Below are 23072 nucleotides of genomic sequence, written 5' to 3' on the forward strand. Positions count from 1 at the left end.
GGTGTTACTCCGCAGCTTTGCTGCGCGGTTCGAGATCGGCGCGTTTGTCGACCCGCGCCAGCCGCGACAACAGATAATCGACCTCTTCGCGTGTCGTGTCGGTCAGGCTCGCGCCCGGCTTGCGCTGCGCGCTCGACGACAGCAGCCCGCGCTTCTTCAGCACGTATTTGCGAACCGACAGGCCGACGCCCTGCTGATGCTCGTAACGGATCAGCGGCAGATGCGCGTCGAACAGGTTGTGCGCGAGATCGCGCTGGCCGGCCTTCGACAGCTTGACGACGTCCACCAGCATGTCCGGGAAGCAGTAGCCGGTCATCGCGCCGTCGGCGCCGCGCTCCATCTCGAAATCCAGGAACAGGCCGCCATTGCCGCACAGGATCGACAGCGGGCGCAGCGATCCGTCCTTCTGGAAGCCGCGCAGCGTGGTGATCTTCTCGAGCCCCGGCCAGTCCTCGTGCTTCAGCATCACGCAGGACGCGCTGTCCATCACGATCTGCCGGATCACCTTCGGCGTCATCACCACCGACAGCGTCAGCGGATAATCTTGCAGCACCCAGGGCACATCGTCGCCGATCGCCTCGGTCGCCTGCCGGAAATAGCTGGTGATCTGCTCGTCGGTGCGCAGCGACGGCGGCGGCGCGATCATCACGCCGGCGGCGCCAGCGTCCATCGACAGCCGTGCCAGCCGGCGCATCGCGGCGAAGCCCGGCGCCGACACGCCGACGATCGTCTGCATCGACTTGGCGCGCTTGATGAAGCGGGTTGCCACCGCCTCGGCCTCGGCCGCATCGAGCTTCGGCGCTTCGCCGAGGATGCCGAGCACGGTGACGCCCTCGCAGCCGACCTCCGCGTAGAAATCGGTCAGACGGTCGATCGACACGTCGTCGATCTTGCCGTCGTCGTGGAACGGGGTCGGCGCAATGGCAAAGGTGCCTGCGGCTTCCGGGGTGAGCTTCATCGCGTAGGCCTTTCGGTTGCGCCGGCGCCGGCAGGTCGACCTGCTGGTTCAGCACCGGCCGTCGCCACCGCACCGGTTCGGCGGCGGCGACACCTTTCGGCACCCGCTCAGCGCGGGCGTCCGGCCGCCTTGATAGCCTCTTCCGAGAAGAAAATCTCGCCGGCGTGGGCCGCAATCTCCTCCGCGGACCAGCCGTTATGGGGCGGCTTCCAGCCGTCCATTTCCATCAGCTTCATCTCACGCACCCCGCGCGGGCCGGAAACGCCGAGCACCTTGCCGGTCTGGTCGCCGGACAGGCCGGAGACCATGTACAGCACCGCGGGCGCGATCCCCTCCGGCGTCAGCGCCGCGCCCGGATTCTCGCGATAGCGCGGCAGGTCTTCGGTCATCCGGGTCAGCGCGCCCGGCGCCAACGTCCAGATCCGGATGTTGTATTTGCGGCCTTCGATCGCCAGCACGTTGGAGAGGCCCCAGATGCCGCCCTTCGCCGCGCCGTAATTGCTCTGGCCGAAATTGCCGAGCAGGCCCGAGGTCGACGAGGTATTGACGATGACGCCGCCGCCATTGTCCTTCATCCATTTGAACACCGGCTGGGTGACACAGAACGTGCCCTTCAGGTGCACCTTCATCACCCTGTCCCAGTTCGCCTCCGAGACCTTGGCGAAGGTCTGGTCGAGCAGGATGCCGGCGTTGTTGACCAGGATATCGGCGCGGCCGAAATGCTTGATGGCGTCGTCGAACACCGATTGCCCGCCGGCCATGGTCGAGATGTCGGCGGTGTTGGCGACGGCGCGGCCGCCCGCGGCCTTGATGGCGTCGACCACCTGCTGAGCCATGCCGGCGTCGGAGCCCGAACCGTCCCGCGGTCCGCCGAGATCGTTGACCACCACCGCAGCGCCTTCGCGCGCAAACAGCTTGGCGTAAGCCTCACCGAGCCCCCCGCCCGCTCCGGAGATCAACGCCACCTTGCCCTCGAGCAATCCCATCGCGTCCTCCCGTTTTTGCTGCGCGCTGACCGCGTCTGTTGTCGTCATTGCCGGGCTCGACCCGGCAATCCATCTTGTTCGAAGCGATGGATGCCCGGATCAAGTCCGGGCATGACACATCACTCGAAATAAGCGTCTTTTTCCACTCAGCCCAGCACCGTCCGGCCGCTCTTGATCACCGTGACGTTGCGCGACTTCACCCGCGCTTCCAACGAGATCACGTCGCCGTCCTTCCACATGTCCATGGTGACGGTCTCGCCCGGATACACCGGCGAAGAGAACCGCACCGCATGCTGCCTAAAGGCCGATGCATCGTAATCGGCGTAGGTCTGCAGCACGCCGCGGCAGGTCATGCCGTAGGTGCACATGCCGTGCAAAATCGGACGCGGGAAACCGGCCTTCTGCGCGAATTCCGGATCCGAATGCAGCGGATTGCGGTCGCCGCACAGCCGGTAGATCAGCGCCTGATCCGGCCGGGTCGAAATATCGACGCTGCGGTCGGGCGCGCGGTCGGGCATCTTGTGCGGCTCGGGCTGCTCCAGCGCCGGGCCGCCGAAGCCACCGTCGCCGCGCGCGAAGCGCGACGCCAGCAGAGTCGCCAAGGCCTCTCCCTTGTCGTCGCGCAGGATGGTCTGGTGACGGATCACCACGCCCTTGTCCTTGCCCTTGTCGTAGACCTGCACCACGCTGGAATCCGCGGTGATGTTCGCCGCCACCGGCATCGGGCGGTGAAAGGTGATGTCGCGCTCGCCGTCGACCACCAGCAGGCGGTTGAGATTCATCTCGCCCGGGCCAGCGCCCCACGCCGCGACCGACGCGAACGTCGGGACCACTTTCAAGGGGCGCTCGGTGTAGGTCGCCTCGTTGACGAAGGCGAGTTCCTTCTCGTCCATCGGATCAGCGCCCATGCCGATGCCGTAGGCGTAGAGCATCACGTCGCGATCGGTGTAGGCGTATTTTTGCCCGGTGGCCTTCAATCCCATCAGTTCGTCGTAGCGGGCCGACATCGGCTTCTCCCCTTGTTCTTGTCGTTCTTATCGTGATCCTCATGGTGAGGAGCGCGCCTTGCGCGCGTCTCGAACCATGAGGATAGAAGCAACTCTCCAGTCACATCCTTCGAGGCGCGCGCTTGCGCGCGCTCCTCAGGACGAGGCTCAGACAGCCGTGAAGAACGGAATTGGCGCGCCGCCGTCGCTGGGCTTGAACACCACCTTGACCTTGGTGCCGATCTTCAATGCACCGAAATCGCAGTCGACGAAGTTGGTCAGCACCGACGGGCCTTCCTTCAGCGTGACGTAGCCGATCGCATACGGACCGGTCGGCGACTTGCGCATCAGGCTGTAGCTGTAGATCTCGCCCTCGCCCTTGCTCTCTTCCCACACCGTCTGGTCGGAGAAGCAGAACGGGCACAGCGCGCGCGGGAAGTAATGCGCTTCGCCGCAAGCGGTGCACCGCTTGATCAGCAGCTTGCCTTCGGTCGCCGCATCCCAGAACGGCTTGGTTTCGGCGTTGCCCTGAGGCGCGGGATATTTCACGGGGCTGTTCATCACACGCGCTCCAGAATGCAGGTCGAGGCGGCGTGGCGGATGCCGAGCATGCCGCCGGTGCCATGGGCGATCGCGAGGTCGCAGTTCGGCACCTGCACCTTGGGATGCGCCTCACCACGGAGCTGACGCACCGCTTCGAGCAGCTTGGTCATGCCGCCGCGATTGACCGGGTGGTTGCTGCACAGACCGCCACCGTCGGTGTTGAACGGCAGCTTGCCAACGCCCGAGATCAGGTTGCCGTCGGCGACGAACTTGCCGCCCTGCCCCTTTTCGCAGAAGCCGAGATCTTCGAGCTGCATCAGCACCGTGATGGTGAAGCTGTCGTAGATCGAGGCGTACTTGATGTCCTTCGGCGTGACGCCAGCCATCTCGAACGCCGGCGGCGCGGACCACACGCCGGCCGAATAGGTCAGATCGAGGTTGTGGCCGCCGCGCGGCCCCTTGATCGCCTCGCCGGCGCCGATCATCCGCACCAGCGGCTTCTTCAGGCTGCGCGCGATCTCCTCGGTGGTGACGATCAGCGCACCGCCGCCGTCGGTGACGACGCAGCAATCCATCCGGTGCAGCGGATCGGCGATCAGCGGCGAGTTCAGCACGTCCTCGACGGTGACGACGTCGCGCAGCATCGCGTGCTCGTTGTACTGCGCATGATGCGAGGCCGCGACCTTGATCCAGGCGAGTTGTTCGGACGTGGTGCCGTATTGGTGCATGTGGCGCGCAGCGCACATCGCATAGACGTTGTGCGTGGTGGCGCCATAGGCCAGTTCGAAGTCGCCTTCGGCGCCGACCGGGCGCGGCGGCAGCGCGCCGGTGCGAGGCTTGCCCGCCAGCGTGATCAGCGCGATCGAGCAACGGCCGGCGGCGATCGCCTCGGCGGCATGGCCGAGATGCACCAGATAGGAGCAGCCGCCGGTGTCGGTCGAATCGAAATGGCGAACCTTGAGGCCGAGATAATCGACCATCGCCATCACGCCACCGGGCGCGTCGCCGGCGCAGAAGTAGCCGTCGATGTCGGCCTTGGTCAGACCGGCGTCGTCGAGCGCACCCTTGGCGACTTCGGCGTGGAGCTGGGCGATGGATTTATCAGGCGCGTGGCGCGTGGGATGTTCGTAGATGCCGGCAATGTAAGCCTTGCCTCTTATTGTCAACGCAGTTCTCCGCTGGCGTTTGGTCGGACGGTTTTTGTGACCGCTCCACGCGACCTTGGCAAGCGTGTTCCGCGCGCGGGGACAATTACCACGTCGCGGAATGTCCTGAGATCACATCGTCACAGAGAGTCAGAGGGAAAGACCTCCCCGTCATTGCGAGCGAAGCGAAGCAATCCAGAGCCCGGTGCACTGAGCTTCTGGATTGCTTCGCCTTCGGCTCGCAAGGACGTGGAAACTATCGGCAGATCTACTCCGCCGCCATCTGCCGCGGCGGAGCGGGTTGCGGGTCGCGCAGATTAGCACGGAGTTCGGCGAAGCGCGGCGCGGTGTCGTCGACCGACTTCTGCTTGATCGGGCCGTAGCCGCGAATCCGGTCGGGCATCGACAGCAGCTCGACCGCGGTGTCGATCGTCGCCGGCGACAGATGCTGCAGCACGCTCGCGACATCCGCCTCGTGGTCGGCAATCAGCTTCCGCTCCAGCTTGCGCTCGGGGTGATAGCCGAACGGATCGAGCGGCGTGCCGCGCAGGAAGCTGAGCTTCGCCATCGTCCGGAACACCGGGCGCATCGCCTCGCCGAACTGCCGCTTCTTCGGCCGGCCGGTGAGATCGACACCAGGCAGAATCGGCGGCGCGAGGTTGAAGCTGATCTTGTAGTCGCCTTCGAACTGGTCGCGGATCTGCTGTTCGAAGCCCGGCTCGGTCAGCAGCCGTGCCACCTCGTACTCGTCCTTGTAGGCGAGCAGCTTGGCGTAGTTCAGCGCCACCGCACGCGGCAGCGCCTCGCCGTAGCCGCCGGCATCCGCGGCGCTGCGCACCTTGGCGACCAGATCGGCGTAGCGCTTGGCCAGCCGCTTACCCTGATACGAGGTGAGCAGCGCGCTGCGATGCGCGATGATCTCGTCGAGCGACATCTCGCCCTGGGTCTTGCCGACCGTGGCATGATCGGCGCCGTGCAGCAGCGAGGCCAGCCGCGCCGGATCGGCGGCGGCGAGTCGGCCGAGCCGGAACGCCTGGGTGTTCATCTTGATCGACACACCGTTGAGTTCGATCGCCTGCTCGATCGCTTTCGCCGACAGCGGCAACAGACCCTGTTGATAGGCGAAGCCCATCATCATCATGTTGGTGGCGATCGAGTCGCCGAGCAGCGTCTCGGCCGCCTTGGTGAAGTCCAGGAACGCGGAGTCCCTGCGCAGAGCGGCTTCGAGCACGTTGTTGACCTTGCGGGTCTGGAAATCGAAGTCGCGGTTGCGGATGAAGTCGGCGATCGGGATCAGATGGGTGTTGACGACGCCGTGGGTGCGGCCGGCTTCGCACAGCGACAGCGTCTCCTTGGAGATCGCCATCACTTCGTCGGCGACGATCAGCACGTCGGCGGTGCCGGTGACGATCCGCGAACAGGTGACGTCCTCCGGCTTGTCCGACAGCCGGACGTGGCTGAGCACCGCGCCGCCCTTCTGCGCCAGGCCCGACATGTCGAGGATCATCGACGCCTTGCCTTCGATATGCGCCGCCATACCGAGCAGCGCACCGATCGTCAGCACGCCGGTGCCGCCGACGCCGCCGACCGCGACGTTGTACGGCTTATCCAGCCCGGGCCGCGTCGCCGGCTCGGGCAACGAGCCGAGATCGCCGAGATCGACCGCCGCGCGCTTGCGCAGCTTGCCGCCGTCGATGGTGATGAAGGACGGGCAGAAGCCCTTGAGGCAGGAATAGTCCTTGTTGCAGGTCGACTGGTTGATGGCGCGCTTGCGGCCCAGCTCGGTCTCCAGCGGCTCGACCGAGATGCAGTTCGACTGCACCGAGCAATCGCCGCAGCCTTCGCACACCGCGGCGTTGATCATCACCCGGCGCGCCGGATCTTCCATCAGGCCGCGCTTGCGGCGGCGGCGCTTCTCGGCCGCGCAGGTCTGCACGAACACGATCGCGGAGGCGCCCTTGATCTCCCGGCATTCCTTCATCACCGCATCGAGCTCGTCGCGGTGGCGCAGATGCACGCCCGGCGCGATGGTGTCGGCCGGATAGGCGTCGGGATTTTCGGAGACCAGATAGATCTCGCGGATGCCCTCGGAATGCAGCTGGTAAGTGATCTGCTGCGGCGACAGATCGCCGTCGTGGCGCTGACCGCCGGTCATCGCCACCGCGTCGTTGTAGAGGATCTTGTAGGTGATGTTCGCCTTCGAGGCGATCGACTGCCGGATCGCGAGGCTGCCGGAATGGAAATAGGTGCCGTCGCCGATATTGGCGAAGATGTGCTTCTCGTCGGTGAACGGCGCGATGCCGACCCACGGCACGCCCTCGCCGCCCATGTGGGTGAAGGTCTCGGTCGAGCGGTCCATCCACAGCGACATGAAGTGACAGCCGATGCCGGCGAGCGCGCGGCTGCCTTCCGGCACCTTGGTCGAGGTGTTGTGCGGACAGCCCGAGCAGAAATACGGCGTGCGCGCGATCGGCACCACCGACTGCACCTGCGACGCGTCGCGGCCGTGGAACCAGTCGGCCTTGGCGCGCAGCATCTCGGCGACCGTCGGATCGATCTCCATCGCCAGCAGCCGGTCGACCATCGAGGTCGCGACCTTGGCGACGCTCAGCTCCTCGGCGAACGGCAGAAAGCGATGGTTGTGATCGTCCATCTTGCCGATCACGCGCGGCCGGTCGCGCATCCCGAACAGCAGTTGCTTGACCTGGTTCTCGACGATCTCGCGGCGCTCTTCGACCACGAAGATCTCCTCCAGCCCGCGGGCGAATTCCTGCACGCCTTCCGGCTCCAGCGGCCACGGCATGCCGATCTTGTACAGCCGCAGGCCGATCCGGGCGGCGACCTGCTCGTCGATGCCGAGCTCGCGCAGCGCCTGGCGCACGTCCTCGTAGCTCTTGCCCGAGGCCATGATGCCGAACCTGGCGTTCGGCGAATCCATGGTGATGCGGTTGACCTTGTTGGCGCGGGCGAAGGCGATCGCGGCGAAGCCCTTGTAGTCCTGCAGCCGGCGGTCCTGATCGTAACGGTCGTCCGGCCAGCGCAAATTGAGTCCGCCGGGCGGCATCTCGAAGTCGGTCGGGATCACGAACGGCTTCATCTCGTCGGCGAGATTGATCTCCGCGGTGGTCTCCACCGTCTCGGTGATCACCTTCATGCCGACCCAGCAGCCGGAATAGCGCGACATCGCGATGCCGAGCAGCCCCATCTCGATCATCTCGTGGATCGACGACGGATACAGATACGGCATCAAGGCGGCGATGAAGGCGTGGTCGGACTGATGCGGTACGGTCGAGGACTTGGCGCCGTGATCGTCGCCGGCGAGACACAGCACGCCGCCGTGCTTGGCCGAGCCCGCGGCGTTGGCGTGGCGGAACACGTCGCCGCAGCGATCGACGCCCGGACCCTTGCCGTACCAGATGCCGGTAATGCCGTCGTACTTCGCGCCCGGCGACAGATTGAGCTGCTGGGTGCCCCAGATTGCGGTAGCGGCGAGATCTTCGTTCACGCCGGGCTGGAATTTGACGTTGTACTGTTCGAGATGACGGCGCGCGGCGACGAGCTGCTGATCGTAGCCGCCGAGCGGCGAGCCGCGATAGCCGGTGACGAAGCCGGCGGTGTTGAGGCCCGCCGCGCGGTCGCGCCGAACCTGCGCCATCGGCAGCCGCACCAGCGCCTGAATGCCGGTAAGGAAGACGTGTCCTGAGTGCTGCGTGTATTTCTGATCGAGACTGATCGGTCCCTGGTCGATTCCCATCCGGCCCTCGCAAGGCATTGGACCGCAAGGGCCATTCGGCCGCTGACGCGGTCTGTTTCGAACCAGTCTAAGCTGGTTTTTCCGCCCCGCGCATCACAAAAAGCAGCTCTGCAAACGCTGCACGGCTATTCGCATTTTGATGTCTCGGAACATGCGCGGGCGTTCAAGAAAGTGCCGCGGAACGGGCCCCGGACGAACAATCGTATCCGCCGCACCGCAACACGCATGGCGTCGACCAAACGAGATCCGACCTGCGGAACCGGACACGGGCGGAACGTAAGGATGGGCGATGGATTAGTGAAGAAGCCGCAAGGAGGACTCAATGGCACGCAATCCAGATGATCCGTACCGGCCCGATGCACCGACCGGGCCGTACCGGCCCGATGCACCGACCGGTGATCCCCGCACGCCCTCGCAACTCGATGCGGAGTTGCAGGCCGATCCGGAACTGCGCGAAGGTCCGGTGACGTCGGGTCGGCTGATCCTGGTGGCGCTGGCGATCGTGCTGGTGTTCGCCGCCGTGTTCTACGGCATGAACAGCACCGCGATCGCTCCGGACAATCCATCGGTCGCAACCCAGACCTCGCCGCCGCCGCCCGGCCAGACCGATGCGCACAATGCGCCGCCGGTGCCGCCCGGCGTTCGCGACGTCACGCCGCGCAGCAGCGATCCGAACGCCGACGGCGTGACCACCGGCGCGGCGCCCGCGCCGCGCGCCGCCCCGAGCAGCGGCTCACAGAACTAACAGCCCGCCTGCGAACTGCAGCGACGATTTGATGATGCGGCGGATGGCGCGTGCCTTCCGCCGTATTGTCTTGTCGCCTGCCCGCGACTGCGGCCTGCCGCATTCATGCCGTGTTCAGACCGAATCGGATACACGCATTCTGGGGACAAATAGAACGCACGCCGACTTCGGATCGAAGGACGCGTCGCGAGGGTCACAGAGCCGATCGACGGCCAGTGAAGGGAAGAACCGACAAATGAAGAAGATCTTTGCCGCAGCCATTTTCGCCGCGACGCTGGTGGGAGCCGGTGCAGCCAATGCGATGCCGCTGGCGCCGCTCGGCTCCGCCACCATCGGCGACGTGATCCAGGTCGCGCAGGGTTGCGGTCCGGGTTGGGCGCGCGGTCCGATGGGCCGTTGCCGTCCGATGGCGCGCCGTCCGGTCTACGGCCGCCCGGTCGTCGTTCCGCCGCGCGTGGTCGCGCCGCGCGTCTGCCCGCCCGGCTACGCCTGGCGTCACGGCCGCTGCTTCCGCCGGTTCTGATCGCTCCGGCAACTGGTCTCCAAAAGCCCCGCTTCGCGCGGGGCTTTTTTGCGTTCGACAGCTTCAACGGAAGCGCACGAGCAGCTTGCGCAAGCTGTAGAGCGGCACCCACGGAAACAGGATCGGCACGCTGCGGACGTAGTCCTGATAGTCGGCCCGATCGCCGTAGCGCTCATCCTGCTTGCGCTCGAGACCGGCGGCAGCGGCCGTCATCAGCGCTTCGATATACACCAGGCCGAGCAGCGAGAGCGCCCAGGCCCAGCCGGAGCCATAGGCCGACAGGCCGGAAAACCAGACGCCGAACCAGAACAGCATCTCGCCGAAGTAATTCGGGCAACGCACCGTGCGATACAGCCCGACGTCGCAATAATGCGACGGGTGCTCAGCCTTGTAGCGATACTTCTGCCAGTCGGCGAGGCTCTCGACCCACAGCCCGGCGACCATGATCATCACCCCGAGCGGCACCGACACCGGCCACACGCCCTCGGCCTGCAGCGACAGCGTCAGCAGCGCCGGCAGGAACAGCAGCGTGAACAGCAGGCTGACGCCGAGCCAGATCGCGATCCTGTGCCACAGCTTCAGGTCTGCAGTCCGGCGCTCGGCACGCGCCAGCTCCGCCGCGTAGGCCGGATTGCGTTCGCGGATCGCCAGGAACGCGCCGAGCCGAACGCCGTAGGCCAGCAGCAGCACAAGCTGCAGCGTCACCCAGCCGGAGATGGTGTTGGAGAACAGCAGCGCGAACACCAGACTCTGCGCCGCAATCGCACCCGCATAGCACAGGCTGACGAAGTAATAGACCCGCCGGAAGCCGGGCGCAGCGACCACAAGGCAGACGGCGAACGCCAGCGAAACGAGATGCCACGGTATCGTCATGTCGAAGCCGATCGTTGTTGCCCCGGTTGCCGGGCTTATAGACCGATCGGCCGACAGCCGCCATGTGCCGCATCAAAGCGGCGCGCGAGCCAGCCCGCGGCGGCGGCTATTTGGTCTTGCAGCGCTGGCCGGGCACCCGGCTGTCGCACACCCGGGACAGCTCGAAGAATTTGGTCCACAGCTTGCGCTGCTTCGGGGCCGGCTCGGCGTCGGCGGCGAGCCGCAGCACGTAGAAGTTCTCGCGGCCCTGCACCGCCTTCCACCAGCTCAGCGAGGGTTTGCCGTCGTCCTTGGCGCTCGGGCAGCTCTCGCTCCACATCACCATCGGATACAAGTTCTCGTTGCCGTGCCGGAGGTCTTCGAACCTGGCGCCGGGACACGCCGCGATCGCCGCCTTCTGCCTGGCAGCGCGATAGGCCTCCGGCGACTGCTCGGCCTGCCTGAACAGCGTCTGGGCGGTGATCCGCGTCGTCGCGTTGGCGATGTTCTCTCCACCCGGCACCAGCACCGTGGTGCTCTCCTTGTCGTTGGCCGTATCGGCGGCGAGCTTGAAGCCCTTTGGCGATTGCAGCAGCAGCCTTTCGGTGTCCGCGGCGCGCACGCTGCCGGCGGTTGCGAGGGACGCGATCAGGCACATAACGGCAATGCGGAGCATGAACGGTGAGCCCGGATGGTTGAAGGCGGCGAAGCTTGCCCGAGAACCGCAGCCTGTTCAATATCGCTCGGCGCAGTCGGCCGCCGATCAAAGTCCGCCATGCAGACGCGCCAGCAGCCCGACGACGATCAAGGCCAGCAGCGCCGACAACAACTGCCAGAACAGTAGCGGATTTCGCGCGGCCAGCGGCTGCGGCCGGGCGTCGAGATAGTCGGCCCGCGGATGCCGCAGGTCGTGAACGAATTCAGACAGTGCCGGATAGCGCTTGGCCGGATCCAGGCTGACGGCGCGTTGCAGCGCGCGGTCGACCCACACCGGCACTTTGGCATTATGGTCCGCGGCCGGGCTGTAGCGCAGCTTGCGCGGCTTCAGCGCCTGGTTGGCGCGCGCCAGCTCGGCGCCATAGGGCAGCCGGCCGGTCAGCATCTGATAGGCGATCACCCCAAGCGAGAACTGATCCGCCAGGGGCGTGCCGCCCTGCCCGGCGAAATATTCCGGCGCCATGTATTGCACCGTGCCCAGGAATTCGTCGCCGCCCGACGGCCCCAGCTCGGCGACGCCGGCGACCCGCACCGAGCCGAAGTCGATGATCTTCACCGTGCCGCTGCGGTCGATCAGCACGTTTGCGGGGCGCAGATCCTGATGCACCATTTCCTTGCGGTGGAACGCATACAGCCCCTTGGCGATCTGCTCGATCAGGGCGCGGACGGTTTCGAGCTCGGCGCGCGGATGGTCGATCATCCACTGCGCCAGGGTCTGGCCGTCGATGTATTCGAAGGCGACGTAGAGAGAGCTGCGCGGCCGCTGCACCGCGCGCGGCTTCAGCACATGCGGGCTGTCGATCCGCCGCGCGATCCATTCCTCCAGCAGGAAGCGCCTGCGAAAGTCGGCATCTTCCCGCAGATCCACGGACGGCGTCTTCAGCGCCACCAGTTCGCCGGTCGCGATATCGGCCGCCAGATAGATATGGCTGCGGCTGGTGGCGTGAAGCTCGCGGAGGATGCGGTAGCCGTCGAACTCGGCGCGCGGTTCGAACTGCGGCGGCAACGGCAATTCCGCGGCCCGGCCGAACAGATCGGCGGCCTCCGCATTCGGCACTGCGTCGATCCGAACCACCTGCACGGTGAGATTGTCGTCGCTGCCGTTGTTGAAGGCCTCGCTGACGATCGCGCGCGCCGCGGCGTCGAGGTCTCGGGCGTGCTCGTCCAGCGCCTTGACGATGAAGCGGTGCGCGACGTGGTCGTAGACGCCGTCGGTCGCCAACACGAACACGTCGCCGGGCGCGACCGGCACCGACTGGTAGTCGATCTCGACCTGAGGATTGACGCCGAGCGCGCGGCCGAGATAGCTCTGCTCGGCGGACAGCCGCACCCGATGATCCTCGGTGAGCTGCTCCAGCGCGGCGCCGGCCAGCCGATAGATCCGGCTGTCGCCGATGTGAAACAGATGCGCTGCCGCACCTTTGAGCACCAGCGCGCTCAACGTGCAGACATAGCCCTTGTCACGATCGTAGCGATAGTCGCTGCGCCGGGTCTCGGCGTGCAGCCATGAATTGGTCGCGGCGATCACCCGCTGTGCCGAGGATTTCACCGACCACGCCTCGGACGTGCAGTAGTAGTCGGTGAGAAAGCTCTTCACCGCGGACTCGCTGGCGACCTGGCTGACGTCGCTCGACGAAATGCCGTCGGCGAGCGCGATCGCGATGCCCTTGGTGGTGAGCAGCGGCTCGGCCGGGATCAGCGCACCATAGAAATCCTGATTGACGGGCTTGCGCCCCGGCGACGACGCCTGCCCGATCGAGACTGTGAGCTGCTGCGCCATACGCCCTGCTGCGAAACGAACAACGGGAGCTTCACCCCCAGGGGCGAAGCTCCCGAACCCGAGCGGATTACGCCGCAATGCGCGGCGACGAGACCGGCGCGATGCTGCGCTTCGCCGCGGTGCGGACGTGGGTGGTGTAGAGCGTCAGCCCGGTGAAGGCGAGCCCGCCGACCAGATTGCCGAGCACGGTCGGGATTTCGTTCCAGATCAGATAGTCGAGGATCGAGAACTTGGCGTGCAGCATCAGGCCCGACGGGAACAGGAACATGTTCACCACCGAATGCTCGAACACCATGTAGAAGAACACCAGGATCGGCATCCACATCGCCAGCACCTTGCCCGGCACCGTGGTCGAGATCATCGCCATCACCACGCCGGTGGAGACCATCCAGTTGCACAGCACGCCGCGGAAGAACAGCGTCGCCATGCCGGCGGCACCATGCGCCGCGTAGCCGAGCGTGCGGCCCTCGCCGATATTGCCGAGCGCGGTGCCGACCTTGTCGGGCGCCTGGCTGAAGCCGAAAGTGGTGACGAACGCCATCAGGAACGCCACCGTCACCGCTCCGGCGAAATTGCCGATGAACACCAGGCCCCAGTTGCGCAGCACGCCGCCGATCGTGCAGCCAGGCCGCTTGTCGAGCCAGGCCAGCGGCGCCAGCACGAACACGCCGGTGAGCAGGTCGAAGCCGAGCAGATACAACATCGTGAAGCCGACCGGAAACAGCAGCGCGCCGATCAGCGGCTGGCCGGTGTTGACGTTGATGGTCACCGCGAACCAGGCGGCGAGCGCCAGGATGGCGCCGGCCATGTAGGCGCGGATCACCGTGTCGCGGGTGGACATCAGGATCTTTGACTCGCCGGCGTCGACCATCTTGGTGACGAATTCAGAAGGCGCGAGGTAGGACATCTGCTCCGTGCTCCGTTTGCTGCTGAAAAGGCCGCGTCGGAACGCACAAGCGACGGGAGCAACAAGGGTGCGGAGCCTGGGCGACGCCGCGGCTCTCCTGATGGAGAGCTGTCCCATTGCTGTCTGCCGGCAGGCGGCTTGGGCAATTCTCGGACGGCGGTCGTCGTTGACCGGAACTTACTAAGCAATCGCCGTGCCAGTGCCTGATGACTGGGGTTACGCGCATTTCCCCGAGAAATTCCTCAGATCACGCTGCACCGGCCCCGCCGCTGGGCTGCGCCGATGCCCAGAGTCTGCGCAACCGGCCTGCGCATAGCTCGCATTTGAGGCAACGTCCCAATCTGCCCCGGGGGCCCCTCCAGCGCCTCTCGATGGTGGGCGCCGATCTGGACCTTCGCTGGCTACTTGGTCCTCATCCTGAGCAGATCGCACTAATACAAGGAGCCGAGGTCTCGAAGGATGCGGCCACGCATGGGCCCGCGGCACATAGTTCAAGACGGCAATTCGCGTTTTCCTCATGATGAGGTCTGGCCTGTCGTGCAAATCTGGAAAAGCGTAGTTTGAATCAGTAGACCGCATGAGCGTAGCGACATGCGGGAGCGCCAAACCTGGAAGTCGCTTCGCTCATCCTGGCTACGCTTGCTGGAAGTCGCGAAAGACGACAACGCCGACGAACTGAAGAGGCTCAATCGATCAGATCGAAGGTTGCCTGGAGCGAGCCACGGGAAAAGCATAGCGACAGGCGGCGCAAAGTAGGGTCACGTCAGCGAAGCAGATCCGGAAGTTCGTAGAGCAGCTTTAGCGCGTCTGACCAACCAACGTCCGAAAACAAGCGCAGGATCTCTACGAGCGCGGCGCGCCGCTTGTCGTCCTCAAATATCGAACGGTGATCGGCGATGTAACGGGTGATCATCCGCACGATAACCGGCGCGGCGAGGCCTTCGTGATGATAGCCCTCTCGCGCGGCAGGGCCTGTCAGCAGCGCATGGAGCGCGTCGAACACCCCAGCTGGATCGCCGGGGATCAGAAACTCGTAGAGTTCGACGAGATGATGGTGTGTCGAAGGTTCGTGTGACGCCGCCAGCAGAGCGAGCATCGGGCGATAATCGACAAGGAACCGGTGCATCGACTCGGGGGACGTGAGGCCGACTTTCGCCTCGTGATCGTCGGCGTGCGCGCCCGAGCCGAAATAGACCTGGTTCATCAGGTGGCCGATCACCGACTCCGCCGCCTGGTAGGTGGCGATGGCGGCCTCACGCTCGGCGCCCTCAACCGTTTTGCGCATGACCGCAGCATGGCTGGCGTCCGCGGCCGCCGAGCAAGCCGCCAGGATGACCATCGCCGCTTGCTGTGAGCGATCGGCAAGCCCAGCACCGCGCTCCTTACCGTTCGCATAGCGGGCGAAGAAGGCATCGCGCAGCATCGACAGGAAGGACGTAAAGAACTCGCGATGCGCGGCGGGGTCGTTGACCCAGGCCTTGAGCCATTCGAGCGCGATGGCCTCTTCCTGCCGGCACCAGAGCTGCGCGGTCAGTCTGCCGAGTTGCTCGGCGACCTTGTCGCGGTCCGCCTTGTTGTCGCGCTCGACCGCCTCGCGACGGGCACGAACGATCTCGATGATCGCCTTGCACTTTTCAACGTCCTGCCAAGTGACGCGCCACACGACCGAGTGGAGGAAAAACGTCAATACTCCGATATGCGGCTCGTCACGCGCCACCTGTTCGGCGAGGACCCACATCTTTTCCCGTGCGACATTCCAAAGAACCAACAATCGTTGCGCGGCTTGGAGGCGGACTTGGGGCACGGGATCGGCCAGCATCACATCGAACTTGCGGACGAGTTCGCTATGCGTTTCGCCGAAGCGCCTGGCGAGTTCGGCATAGGCCTGGGCGGCATAGACGCGCACATCCCAATCGCCCCAGCTCAGGCTTGAATCCTCGTCCTTCCGCCTCTGTTCGGGAAAGCGACTGGCCCACAAGCGTTCGAGAACGCCGAGCAACTCATCGAGCGACGGCAGGCCTTCGGTGCCGGGCACATAAGCGTCGGCATCGACAATGCGCTTGACAGCATTGCTGATAGCCCCCCAGATGGGCTGCTCGACCTTTTCGTGAAGCACGGCCGCATTGGCGTCGTACATGCCGATCGTCGCGAGCGTTACCGTCCACAAGGCGCCAAGCGCAGCCGCGTCGCTGGCCGGGGACGTCGTCTGCACCAACTCGTAGAGCACCTCGGACTGCGACAACATCTGCGCGTCCACGCCTTCATCAACATTGACGCCTTCGCCGGCGAGCAGGCTGCGCGTGACCCCGCGCGACGATCCCCAGCGGATCGACTCCGAGCGCGCCGGCGGATTGCCGACCAGCTCGTTCGCCGCGACGAGTTCCTCGCGCAGCGCACGCATCGGATCGGTCGCGATCGCGTCCGCATCGACCAGCGACAGGAACCGGCTGAGCGTGCGGCGCCACCAGCGCTGCTCGGCTTCGTCCTTGAATAATAGACCGGCCCGCAACGCTTCGTCCTCGAATGCCGTCCGCTCGGAAAGCGAACGCGACGGGTAGGCCGCGGCCAAAAAGCGGACGGCGTCGCGCACGATGTCGCCGTGCGCCAAGATCGTGATGTTGCACGCGAACGGCCACAACAGGTCGGCGACCTCGCCGAGACGCTGGGCGCCGACGCCCAAGAGACGCGTCCACACCGCCGGCCCGGCATAGTCGGTTGCGGCCGCGTCGACTGTCGCGGCAAAGGCGGCAGACGAGCAGCTACGCAGATGGGCGACGAGTTGCTGGAGCACATCGTCGTCTTGCGTGCCGTGACAATCCTCAGTGTCGTCCCAGGCCTTATAGGCATGGTCGTGGCCGAGCAGGTCGAACGGCGCGCGACCCGGCACCACGACCTGTTTGCGATTGTCGCCCAAGGGCATCGCGCGATCGGTATCACCGAGCGATGCCTCGACGATCGCGCGCGTGCCCAGTGGCACCGAAAACTCGAGGAGGCGAGTGACCTGCCGGCCCAGATCGTAGCGGCAGAGACGGTAATCCTGGCTGCGGTTGGACGAGAGCGGCAAAATCCGGCTCGCCCGCCCGCCCATGAACGAGGTGCTGTCATCGGTGATGTCGCGCGAATAGAGGACGCGGTAAATCTCGATCGCGAAATCGGCGTCGGCCCGCGCAATCGGCATGATCTGCTCAGAAAGCCAGGCCGCTTCCCTATCGGCATGGGCCGAGAAATGCGGGTCGCGGAGTATCCGGTCGAGCAATGCCCGCGACTCGGTGGGATCGGCCGCGAAGCTCTTGCCAACGAAGCGGATCGAGTTGGTCGCCGTCTGCTGCATCGGCGGATCGGCGGCCCAGGCAAAGGCGAGCAGCGCCCGCGCCGCGCGGTTGAACACGCCGAGCAATTCAGCTTCGGCAAGATCGGCCTTGTCGAACAGGGTGTGGAGCAGAACACGCGTGGCGTCGGAAAGGTCGCGCGAACCCGCTCTAATCGCAGCGTCGGCGAGCGACGCCCAGGCGAGTGCTTCCCCCGGTGCGACGGTGCCGGCGGTATCGACCGCCAGACCGACGAAGCGGGCAAGCCGCGAAAGCATGGTGGCCAGCGCTGCGTCATTCGGGCGGGCCGCGATCAGCGCGACCAGCCCGGCGACATCGGCCTTCGCGCCCACCCGCTCGATCGCGGTGCGCAGCGCGACATTGGCTAGCACTGGATCAACTACCGGATCGGCGTAGATATCTGCGATCAGGCGCCAGACATGCGCCTTGCCCTCATCATCCTGCCGCCACAGCCGCTCGATCGCGAAGCGGAGCGCCGGGGCCAGCATGAGCGCAATGGAGCTGTCGCCGCCGAGCTGGGGGATCAGCCGCTCGGGATCGTCCCATTCGAGGAAGAAACGGCCGGCGACATGGTCGAACAGCACGTGATGGGCGAAGCTGACGAGATCGCCGGATTCAGCAAGCACGCCGGTCCGGATGATTGCGTCGAGCTGATCGTGCCCAACGACAATCTTGCGCACCGCAAGCCGGCGCCGATCAACCATGGCGCGGACGGTAGCAGCCGCGGCCTGATGCACTGCGGTGCCGACGAGGCGGCGATCCTCATAGGCGTCGATCAGGTCGGCCTGGGTGGCGACGGTCCGAATGCTGTCGGGGCTCGCGCCATCGGCGAGCAGTTGCGCGGCAAGCGAGAGGTTGAAGACATTGCGCAGCAGATCCCGCAGCTTGTCCGGCGCGGCGGCAAGCAAAGCGCCCACATCGGCGGCGGCCACGGCCGCAGCCTCAAGATCCGCGTCCGCAAGCCGCGGCACCTGGAAATGTCGCACTGTGGCAAGACCCGACTCCGCAAAGGTCGGATCAGGCGGCGAGCCGGGCATGGCGTCACGGAATCGCCGACCGTTGCGCAGATCGAACGTGCGGATCGAGGCGATCACGGTCCAATCTGGCGCCGAGGCACGCAGCACCTCAATCAGCTGGGCGAAGACGCCTTCAGCCGGACCGCCACGCGCGGCGTCAAGAGCATCGATGATAAGCAGCTTGCGCCCTGAACCGGGCGCGGCGGCAAGCACCTCGGTCAGCGGATGCGCCAACTTCAGCTCGGACTGGAGATCGGCGGCAATGGCCACGCCGGGTAAGCGATCGACCGAGAGGAATACAACCTTATCGCCCGCTGCGCGGCGGGCCTGCGCGAGTGCCACGAGCGCGCCGGTCTTGCCCGCACCGGGTTCACCGATGACGATCAACGAGCCGGTATTGACAGCCGCACTGAGGGGACCATCGCTGGCCCGCGCGATGGGAACGCCCCCGCCGATCGGCAGGCGCGTATGTCCTTCGAGGCGCGCAAGCTCGACCTCGGTCGCGGCCGACAGACGCTCCAGGTCGGCGGTGTAGTCGGCGGCGCCGACGTCATTGTGCCCTAGCCGGCGAAGCTCGCGCAGCAGTCCGGCGCGATTCGCGGGCGCGCCGCTGCCGATCATGCCCCGGATGATGCCCTTCAACTCGCGCAACGGCGCATCGCCGGCAGCTTCGGCACCATAGAGACGTGCGCCGAGCAGACGCGAGACTTCGCGCCAATTGTCTTCGCCCTCGGTCATCGAGAAGCGCACAATGCGGAACAGCCGTGCCATCGCCGCGAGTTCTTCGTCGGTCGGCGGCGTGGCCGAATGCGTCGCCCATGCTGCCCGCGCATGGGTCTCGAAGAGATCGAGCGCGTCGCGCTCGGCCGAAGACCGCCCAGCCTTCGTAGTTGCCCAGCTGCCGCCTAGATCGAACGCTCGGCACCCGCGCTCCAGCACATCGAGCGTGCGCGGTGCGTCGGCGGCAACCGCTAGCACGGCGCGCGCTTTCGCTGGATCGACCGCGACGCCGGCGGCGCGGGCGTCGATCATGACGCGAACAAGCTGGCTGATAGTCTTGCCGAGCGGGCTCTTGAGACTGGTGGCCAGCCCGGCGCTGGTCTTGCTCTGCAAGTCGATACGGCTGCAATCGTCCTGATCCACGCGGATGTCGTCGAGCCCGTCGCCGGTTTCGAGCTGGATCGAGACCGGCAATGGTGCGTTGGCGAGGCCGAACCGCCCGCCGACCGGCATCCGTGCGAGCAGATGGGCGGCGAGCCATGTCCCAACTTCCGCTTGAAAAGCCATCCCGGCTTCGGTCGCCCGTCCACCCGCGTGCATTTTAGATGTCTGACATGTTCCGGCAGCCATGGCATTCCCTAAAATTAGACGTCGAGATTTATTCCTTGAATCGCAAGTTTTGCAACGTATCGGCTGTGGAGGATGGCGCTCACGACTTCATCGACGCAACTAATTGTCCCAGTGCCTGCAATCAGCTTCATCTGTGTATCAAAGCTCTCCGACCGCTAGGCTGGCCCCTCGCCGAGCGCTCGCAAGGCCGAGAGCCCTTCCCGATAGGATGGATAGGCCAACGTAACTCCCAACTCCGTGCGGATCAGATCGTTGCGGACCCGGCAATTCTCCAGATAGAAGCTGCGCGCCATCGCAGACAGCTCGGCGTGCTCGAAAGCAATTTCAGGAGGCGGTGTTCGTCCGCAGAGTTCAGCGGCGAATTCGACGACCTGCTGCGGCGGCGCCGGCTCATTGTCGGTGACATTGTAAATGGCGCCGGGTAGCGGTCGCGAAAGTGACGCAGCGACCACCGCGGCGATATCGGCAACGTGAATTCGATTGAAGACCTGGCCGGGCTTGATGATACGCGTCGCCGTTCCGGCTGCGAGCTTCTCCAGTTGGTTTCGGCCCGGGCCGTAGATCCCTGACAGACGAAAAACGTGCGCGCCTAACACCAGCCAGCGCTGCTCAGCGGCGATCCGGAGCTGCGAGCGGGGTTTTTCCGACGTCGCAGGCGTTGTTTCATCGACCCAATTGCCGAGGTGGTCACCGTACACGCCGATCGTCGAAAGATAGCCGATCCAGCGCGACTTGGACTCACTGGTGATCGCGCAGGCAAAGGACCCGAGAACCGGATCGCCGGATTCAGTTGGCGGGACCGACGACAGAATGGCGTCGCTCGACTTGATATCATCAGCGATCAGTGGATCGACATAAGAGGATGAAAACACCCGTGCGGCGATCCCGCGCCGGCCCAACTCTTCAGCCTTGGCGGTTGTTCTGACGGTTGCAGTTACCTCGATCCCGGCGCCCTGCAAATGCTGCGCGATGTAGCTGGCCGAATAGCCCAAGCCGAAAATCAATAACTTCATCGGGACATCATTCCATCTGGGCATGACGATACGCACGGATACCAGACATCTGAGCCGATAGCTGTGTCCTTATGAGTCTCTACCATGGTTGGACCATCAAATGGGCCGGGCCAGGAGCTTCGCGTCAGCTCAAAAACACAAAGGGCGGTGATCGCATCGCGACCACCGCCCTTTCCAACTCAAACGAGCCGATGCCGTTACAGCGGCATGTTGTCGTGCTTCTTCGCCGGGATTTCCATCTTCTTGTCGCGCAGCATCGCCAGCGCGCGGGCGATGCGGCGGCGGGTGGCGTGCGGCATGATCACGTCGTCGATATAGCCGCGCTCGGCGGCGATGAACGGCGACAGGAAGCGGTCCTCGTATTCCTTGGTCCGCGCCGCGATCTTGTCCGGATCGTCCATGTCCTGGCGGAAGATGATCTCGACCGCGCCCTTGGCGCCCATCACGGCGATCTGCGCCGACGGCCAGGCGTAGTTGATGTCGGCGCCGATCTCCTTCGACGCCATCACGTCGAAGGCGCCGCCATAGGCCTTGCGGGTGATCACGGTGACCAGCGGCACGGTGCACTGCGAGAACGCGAACAGCAGCTTGGCGCCGTGCTTGATCAGGCCGCCGTACTCTTGCGCGGTGCCCGGCAGGAAGCCCGGCACGTCGACGAAGGTGACAATCGGGATGTTGAAGCTGTCGCAGAACCGCACGAACCGCGCCGCTTTGCGCGACGCGTCGCTGTCCAGCACGCCCGCCAGCACCATCGGCTGATTGGCGACGAAGCCCACCGTGCGGCCGGCGATGCGGCCGAAGCCGGTGATGATGTTCTTGGCGAAGGTGTCCTGCAGCTCGAAAAAATCGCCTTCGTCCACGACTTTGAGGATCAGCTCCTTCATGTCGTAGGGCTTGTTCGGATTGTCGGGGATCAGCGTGTCGAGCGAGAAGTCCTCGCGCTCGATATCGTCGAAGCTCGGCCATTCCGGCACGCCTTCGGAGGAGTTCGCCGGCAGGAAGTCGAGCAGCCGGCGCATCTGCAGCAGCGTCTCGACGTCGTTCTCGAACGCGCCGTCGGCGATCGACGATTTGGTGGCGTGCACCGAGGCGCCGCCGAGTTCTTCCGGGGTGACGACTTCGTTGGTCACCGTCTTCACGACGTCGGGGCCGGTGACGAACATGTAGCTGGTGTTCTTCACCATGAAGATGAAGTCGGTCATCGCCGGCGCATAGACGTCGCCGCCGGCGCACGGGCCCATGATGACGCTGATCTGCGGAATCACGCCGGAGGCCTGCACCACGCGGCGGAACACGTAGGAGTAACCGGCGAGCGCCGCGACGCCCTCCTGGATGCGGGCGCCGCCGGCGTCGTACAGGCCGATGATCGGGGCGCGCGCCTTCAGCGCCATGTCCTGGATCTTGGTGATCTTCGCCGCGTGGGTCTCGGACAGCGAGCCGCCGAACACGGTGAAGTCCTTGGCGAACACGAACACCTTGCGGCCGTTGACCGTGCCCCAGCCGGTGACGACGCCGTCGCCGGGGATCTTGGTCTTCTCCATCCCGAATTCGGTCGAGCGGTGCTGGACGAACATGTCCATCTCCTCGAACGAATGCTTGTCGAGCAGCAGGTCGATCCGTTCGCGTGCGGTGAGCCGGCCGCGGGCGTGCTGCGCGTTGATGCGCTTTTCGCCGCCGCCGAGCTTGGCTGCCGTGCGCCGTTCGTCCAATGCTTCCAGGATGTGCTTCATGATGAATAAGCCGGTTTTCTTTTCTTGGTTGGGCGTGCGGAGGTTTTGCCCTTTTCACCGCAACAATCAAGGCCTTCTAGCAGGGCGCCCGGCGCGAGGAAACCGCCTTGGGCCGAACTGGCCTAGCCCTTTCGGCGTGTCCGAACCCGGTTCTGCACGCTTTGCGGCCGGCAGCCGGACACCGGCGCCGAATCTGCATCGGCCGGATGCGAAACCGTGATGGCGCCTTGCCCCGAACCCTCCTATATCGCGGGGCCGCCACACGGAGCCGCCCGATGGCCCCCGTCCCGCCCACCGCCGATCCGACCGCGGCCGATCCAACCATTGCCGATCCGAGCATGGCTGATCTGGCGGTGGCCAGCGGCGGCGTCCTGACTGTGCTGCGCGCCGAGGGGCTGGCGCTGTTCGTCGGCTGCTCGCTGTTCTACGTGATCTCGGAGGCGCCCTGGGAGCTGTATGCGCTGCTGTTCTTCGCGCCCGACTTGAGCTTTCTCGGCTATCTAGCCGGACCGAAGGTCGGCGCCGTGGTCTACAACGCGCTGCATTCGACCATCGGGCCGCTGCTGCTGGCAATCGCCGGGATCGTGCTGGTGGTGCCTTACGCCGGTACGGTGGCGATGATCTGGCTGGCGCATATCGGCTTCGACCGCGCGCTCGGCTTCGGCCTGAAGTACAAGACCGGCTTCCGCTTCACCCATCTCGGCGGGATCGGCCGGGCGCCGGCCGGCCAGCCCTGAG

16 protein-coding genes are annotated in these 23072 nt (G+C 65.4%); 3 read left to right on the forward strand and 13 right to left on the reverse strand.

What is annotated here, in order from left to right; translation table 11 throughout:
- Positions 1-4: 4 nt before the first annotated feature.
- The 6 genes from DWA33_RS13450 to DWA33_RS13475 form a co-directional block, all read right to left on the reverse strand.
- Positions 5-958: a dihydrodipicolinate synthase family protein gene (locus DWA33_RS13450; protein ID WP_114358585.1), complete on the reverse strand. Its 954-nt coding sequence runs from the start codon at positions 956-958 to the stop codon at positions 5-7.
- Positions 959-1065: 107 nt separating this feature from the next.
- Positions 1066-1944, reverse strand: coding sequence for an SDR family oxidoreductase (locus DWA33_RS13455; protein ID WP_114358619.1), 879 nt, complete (start codon positions 1942-1944; stop codon positions 1066-1068).
- Between the two features lie 146 nt (positions 1945-2090).
- Positions 2091-2951, reverse strand: coding sequence for a MaoC family dehydratase (locus tag DWA33_RS13460; RefSeq protein WP_114358586.1), 861 nt, complete (start codon positions 2949-2951; stop codon positions 2091-2093).
- 147 nt (positions 2952-3098) lie between these two features.
- The gene (locus DWA33_RS13465; RefSeq protein ID WP_114358587.1) at positions 3099-3491 is read right to left on the reverse strand and encodes a Zn-ribbon domain-containing OB-fold protein; all 393 of its coding nucleotides are present in this window, start codon (positions 3489-3491) and stop codon (positions 3099-3101) included.
- Positions 3491-4639: a thiolase domain-containing protein gene (locus tag DWA33_RS13470; RefSeq protein WP_114358588.1), complete on the reverse strand. Its 1149-nt coding sequence runs from the start codon at positions 4637-4639 to the stop codon at positions 3491-3493. Before DWA33_RS13470 ends, DWA33_RS13465 begins: the two co-directional genes overlap by 1 nt.
- A gap of 247 nt (positions 4640-4886) precedes the next feature.
- The gene (locus tag DWA33_RS13475) at positions 4887-8372 is read right to left on the reverse strand and encodes an indolepyruvate ferredoxin oxidoreductase family protein (RefSeq protein ID WP_114358589.1); all 3486 of its coding nucleotides are present in this window, start codon (positions 8370-8372) and stop codon (positions 4887-4889) included.
- A gap of 322 nt (positions 8373-8694) precedes the next feature.
- Here DWA33_RS13475 and DWA33_RS13480 point away from each other — a divergent pair, with 322 nt between their 5' ends.
- Both DWA33_RS13480 and DWA33_RS13485 read left to right on the forward strand, forming a co-directional pair.
- Positions 8695-9117, forward strand: coding sequence for a hypothetical protein (locus tag DWA33_RS13480; protein WP_114358590.1), 423 nt, complete (start codon positions 8695-8697; stop codon positions 9115-9117).
- Positions 9118-9352: 235 nt separating this feature from the next.
- Positions 9353-9640: a GCG_CRPN prefix-to-repeats domain-containing protein gene (locus DWA33_RS13485; RefSeq protein ID WP_114358591.1), complete on the forward strand. Its 288-nt coding sequence runs from the start codon at positions 9353-9355 to the stop codon at positions 9638-9640.
- A gap of 63 nt (positions 9641-9703) precedes the next feature.
- On the opposite strand, the gene DWA33_RS13490 is transcribed toward DWA33_RS13485, so the two are convergent.
- The 7 genes from DWA33_RS13490 to DWA33_RS13520 all read right to left on the reverse strand — a co-directional run bounded on the left by DWA33_RS13490 (position 9704) and on the right by DWA33_RS13520 (position 22334).
- On the reverse strand, positions 9704-10513 hold the full coding sequence (locus DWA33_RS13490; protein ID WP_114358592.1) for a DUF1295 domain-containing protein: 810 nt from the start codon (positions 10511-10513) through the stop codon (positions 9704-9706).
- Between the two features lie 106 nt (positions 10514-10619).
- A complete protein-coding gene (locus tag DWA33_RS13495) occupies positions 10620-11168 on the reverse strand; it encodes a hypothetical protein (RefSeq protein WP_114358593.1) in 549 nt (182 codons plus the stop codon).
- Between the two features lie 87 nt (positions 11169-11255).
- Complete coding sequence (locus tag DWA33_RS13500) at positions 11256-12989, reverse strand: bifunctional protein-serine/threonine kinase/phosphatase (RefSeq protein WP_114358594.1); 1734 nt, start codon at positions 12987-12989, stop codon at positions 11256-11258.
- A 67-nt stretch (positions 12990-13056) separates the two neighbouring features.
- A complete protein-coding gene (locus DWA33_RS13505) occupies positions 13057-13896 on the reverse strand; it encodes a formate/nitrite transporter family protein (RefSeq protein WP_013501955.1) in 840 nt (279 codons plus the stop codon).
- A gap of 763 nt (positions 13897-14659) precedes the next feature.
- Complete coding sequence (locus DWA33_RS13510) at positions 14660-19528, reverse strand: P-loop NTPase family protein (RefSeq protein WP_244601293.1); 4869 nt, start codon at positions 19526-19528, stop codon at positions 14660-14662.
- Between the two features lie 218 nt (positions 19529-19746).
- Positions 19747-20604, reverse strand: a complete 858-nt coding sequence (locus tag DWA33_RS13515) for an SDR family oxidoreductase (protein ID WP_114358595.1) — start codon at positions 20602-20604, stop codon at positions 19747-19749.
- 197 nt (positions 20605-20801) lie between these two features.
- Complete coding sequence (locus tag DWA33_RS13520; protein ID WP_114358596.1) at positions 20802-22334, reverse strand: acyl-CoA carboxylase subunit beta; 1533 nt, start codon at positions 22332-22334, stop codon at positions 20802-20804.
- A 275-nt stretch (positions 22335-22609) separates the two neighbouring features.
- On the opposite strand from DWA33_RS13520, the gene DWA33_RS13525 reads away from it, so the two are divergent.
- A complete protein-coding gene (locus tag DWA33_RS13525; RefSeq protein WP_114358597.1) occupies positions 22610-23071 on the forward strand; it encodes a DUF4260 domain-containing protein in 462 nt (153 codons plus the stop codon).
- Position 23072 lies beyond the last annotated feature (1 nt).

Origin of the sequence: Rhodopseudomonas pentothenatexigens (genome assembly GCF_900218015.1) — a bacterium.
Classification (GTDB): domain Bacteria; phylum Pseudomonadota; class Alphaproteobacteria; order Rhizobiales; family Xanthobacteraceae; genus Rhodopseudomonas; species Rhodopseudomonas pentothenatexigens.

What these genes read in the sequence shown, in the direction of transcription:
- DWA33_RS13525 (WP_114358597.1), top strand. Translation starts at nt 22,610, where the DNA reads ATGGCCCCCGTCCCGCCCACCGCCGATCCGACCGCGGCCGATCCAACC.
- DWA33_RS13450 (WP_114358585.1), bottom strand. Translation starts at nt 958, where the DNA reads ATGAAGCTCACCCCGGAAGCCGCAGGCACCTTTGCCATTGCGCCGACC.
- DWA33_RS13510 (WP_244601293.1), bottom strand. Translation starts at nt 19,528, where the DNA reads ATGGCTTTTCAAGCGGAAGTTGGGACATGGCTCGCCGCCCATCTGCTC.
- DWA33_RS13465 (WP_114358587.1), bottom strand. Translation starts at nt 3,491, where the DNA reads ATGAACAGCCCCGTGAAATATCCCGCGCCTCAGGGCAACGCCGAAACC.
- DWA33_RS13515 (WP_114358595.1), bottom strand. Translation starts at nt 20,604, where the DNA reads ATGAAGTTATTGATTTTCGGCTTGGGCTATTCGGCCAGCTACATCGCG.
- DWA33_RS13460 (WP_114358586.1), bottom strand. Translation starts at nt 2,951, where the DNA reads ATGTCGGCCCGCTACGACGAACTGATGGGATTGAAGGCCACCGGGCAA.
- DWA33_RS13490 (WP_114358592.1), bottom strand. Translation starts at nt 10,513, where the DNA reads ATGACGATACCGTGGCATCTCGTTTCGCTGGCGTTCGCCGTCTGCCTT.
- DWA33_RS13475 (WP_114358589.1), bottom strand. Translation starts at nt 8,372, where the DNA reads ATGGGAATCGACCAGGGACCGATCAGTCTCGATCAGAAATACACGCAG.
- DWA33_RS13520 (WP_114358596.1), bottom strand. Translation starts at nt 22,334, where the DNA reads ATGAAGCACATCCTGGAAGCATTGGACGAACGGCGCACGGCAGCCAAG.
- DWA33_RS13485 (WP_114358591.1), top strand. Translation starts at nt 9,353, where the DNA reads ATGAAGAAGATCTTTGCCGCAGCCATTTTCGCCGCGACGCTGGTGGGA.
- DWA33_RS13505 (WP_013501955.1), bottom strand. Translation starts at nt 13,896, where the DNA reads ATGTCCTACCTCGCGCCTTCTGAATTCGTCACCAAGATGGTCGACGCC.
- DWA33_RS13500 (WP_114358594.1), bottom strand. Translation starts at nt 12,989, where the DNA reads ATGGCGCAGCAGCTCACAGTCTCGATCGGGCAGGCGTCGTCGCCGGGG.
- DWA33_RS13455 (WP_114358619.1), bottom strand. Translation starts at nt 1,944, where the DNA reads ATGGGATTGCTCGAGGGCAAGGTGGCGTTGATCTCCGGAGCGGGCGGG.
- DWA33_RS13480 (WP_114358590.1), top strand. Translation starts at nt 8,695, where the DNA reads ATGGCACGCAATCCAGATGATCCGTACCGGCCCGATGCACCGACCGGG.
- DWA33_RS13495 (WP_114358593.1), bottom strand. Translation starts at nt 11,168, where the DNA reads ATGCTCCGCATTGCCGTTATGTGCCTGATCGCGTCCCTCGCAACCGCC.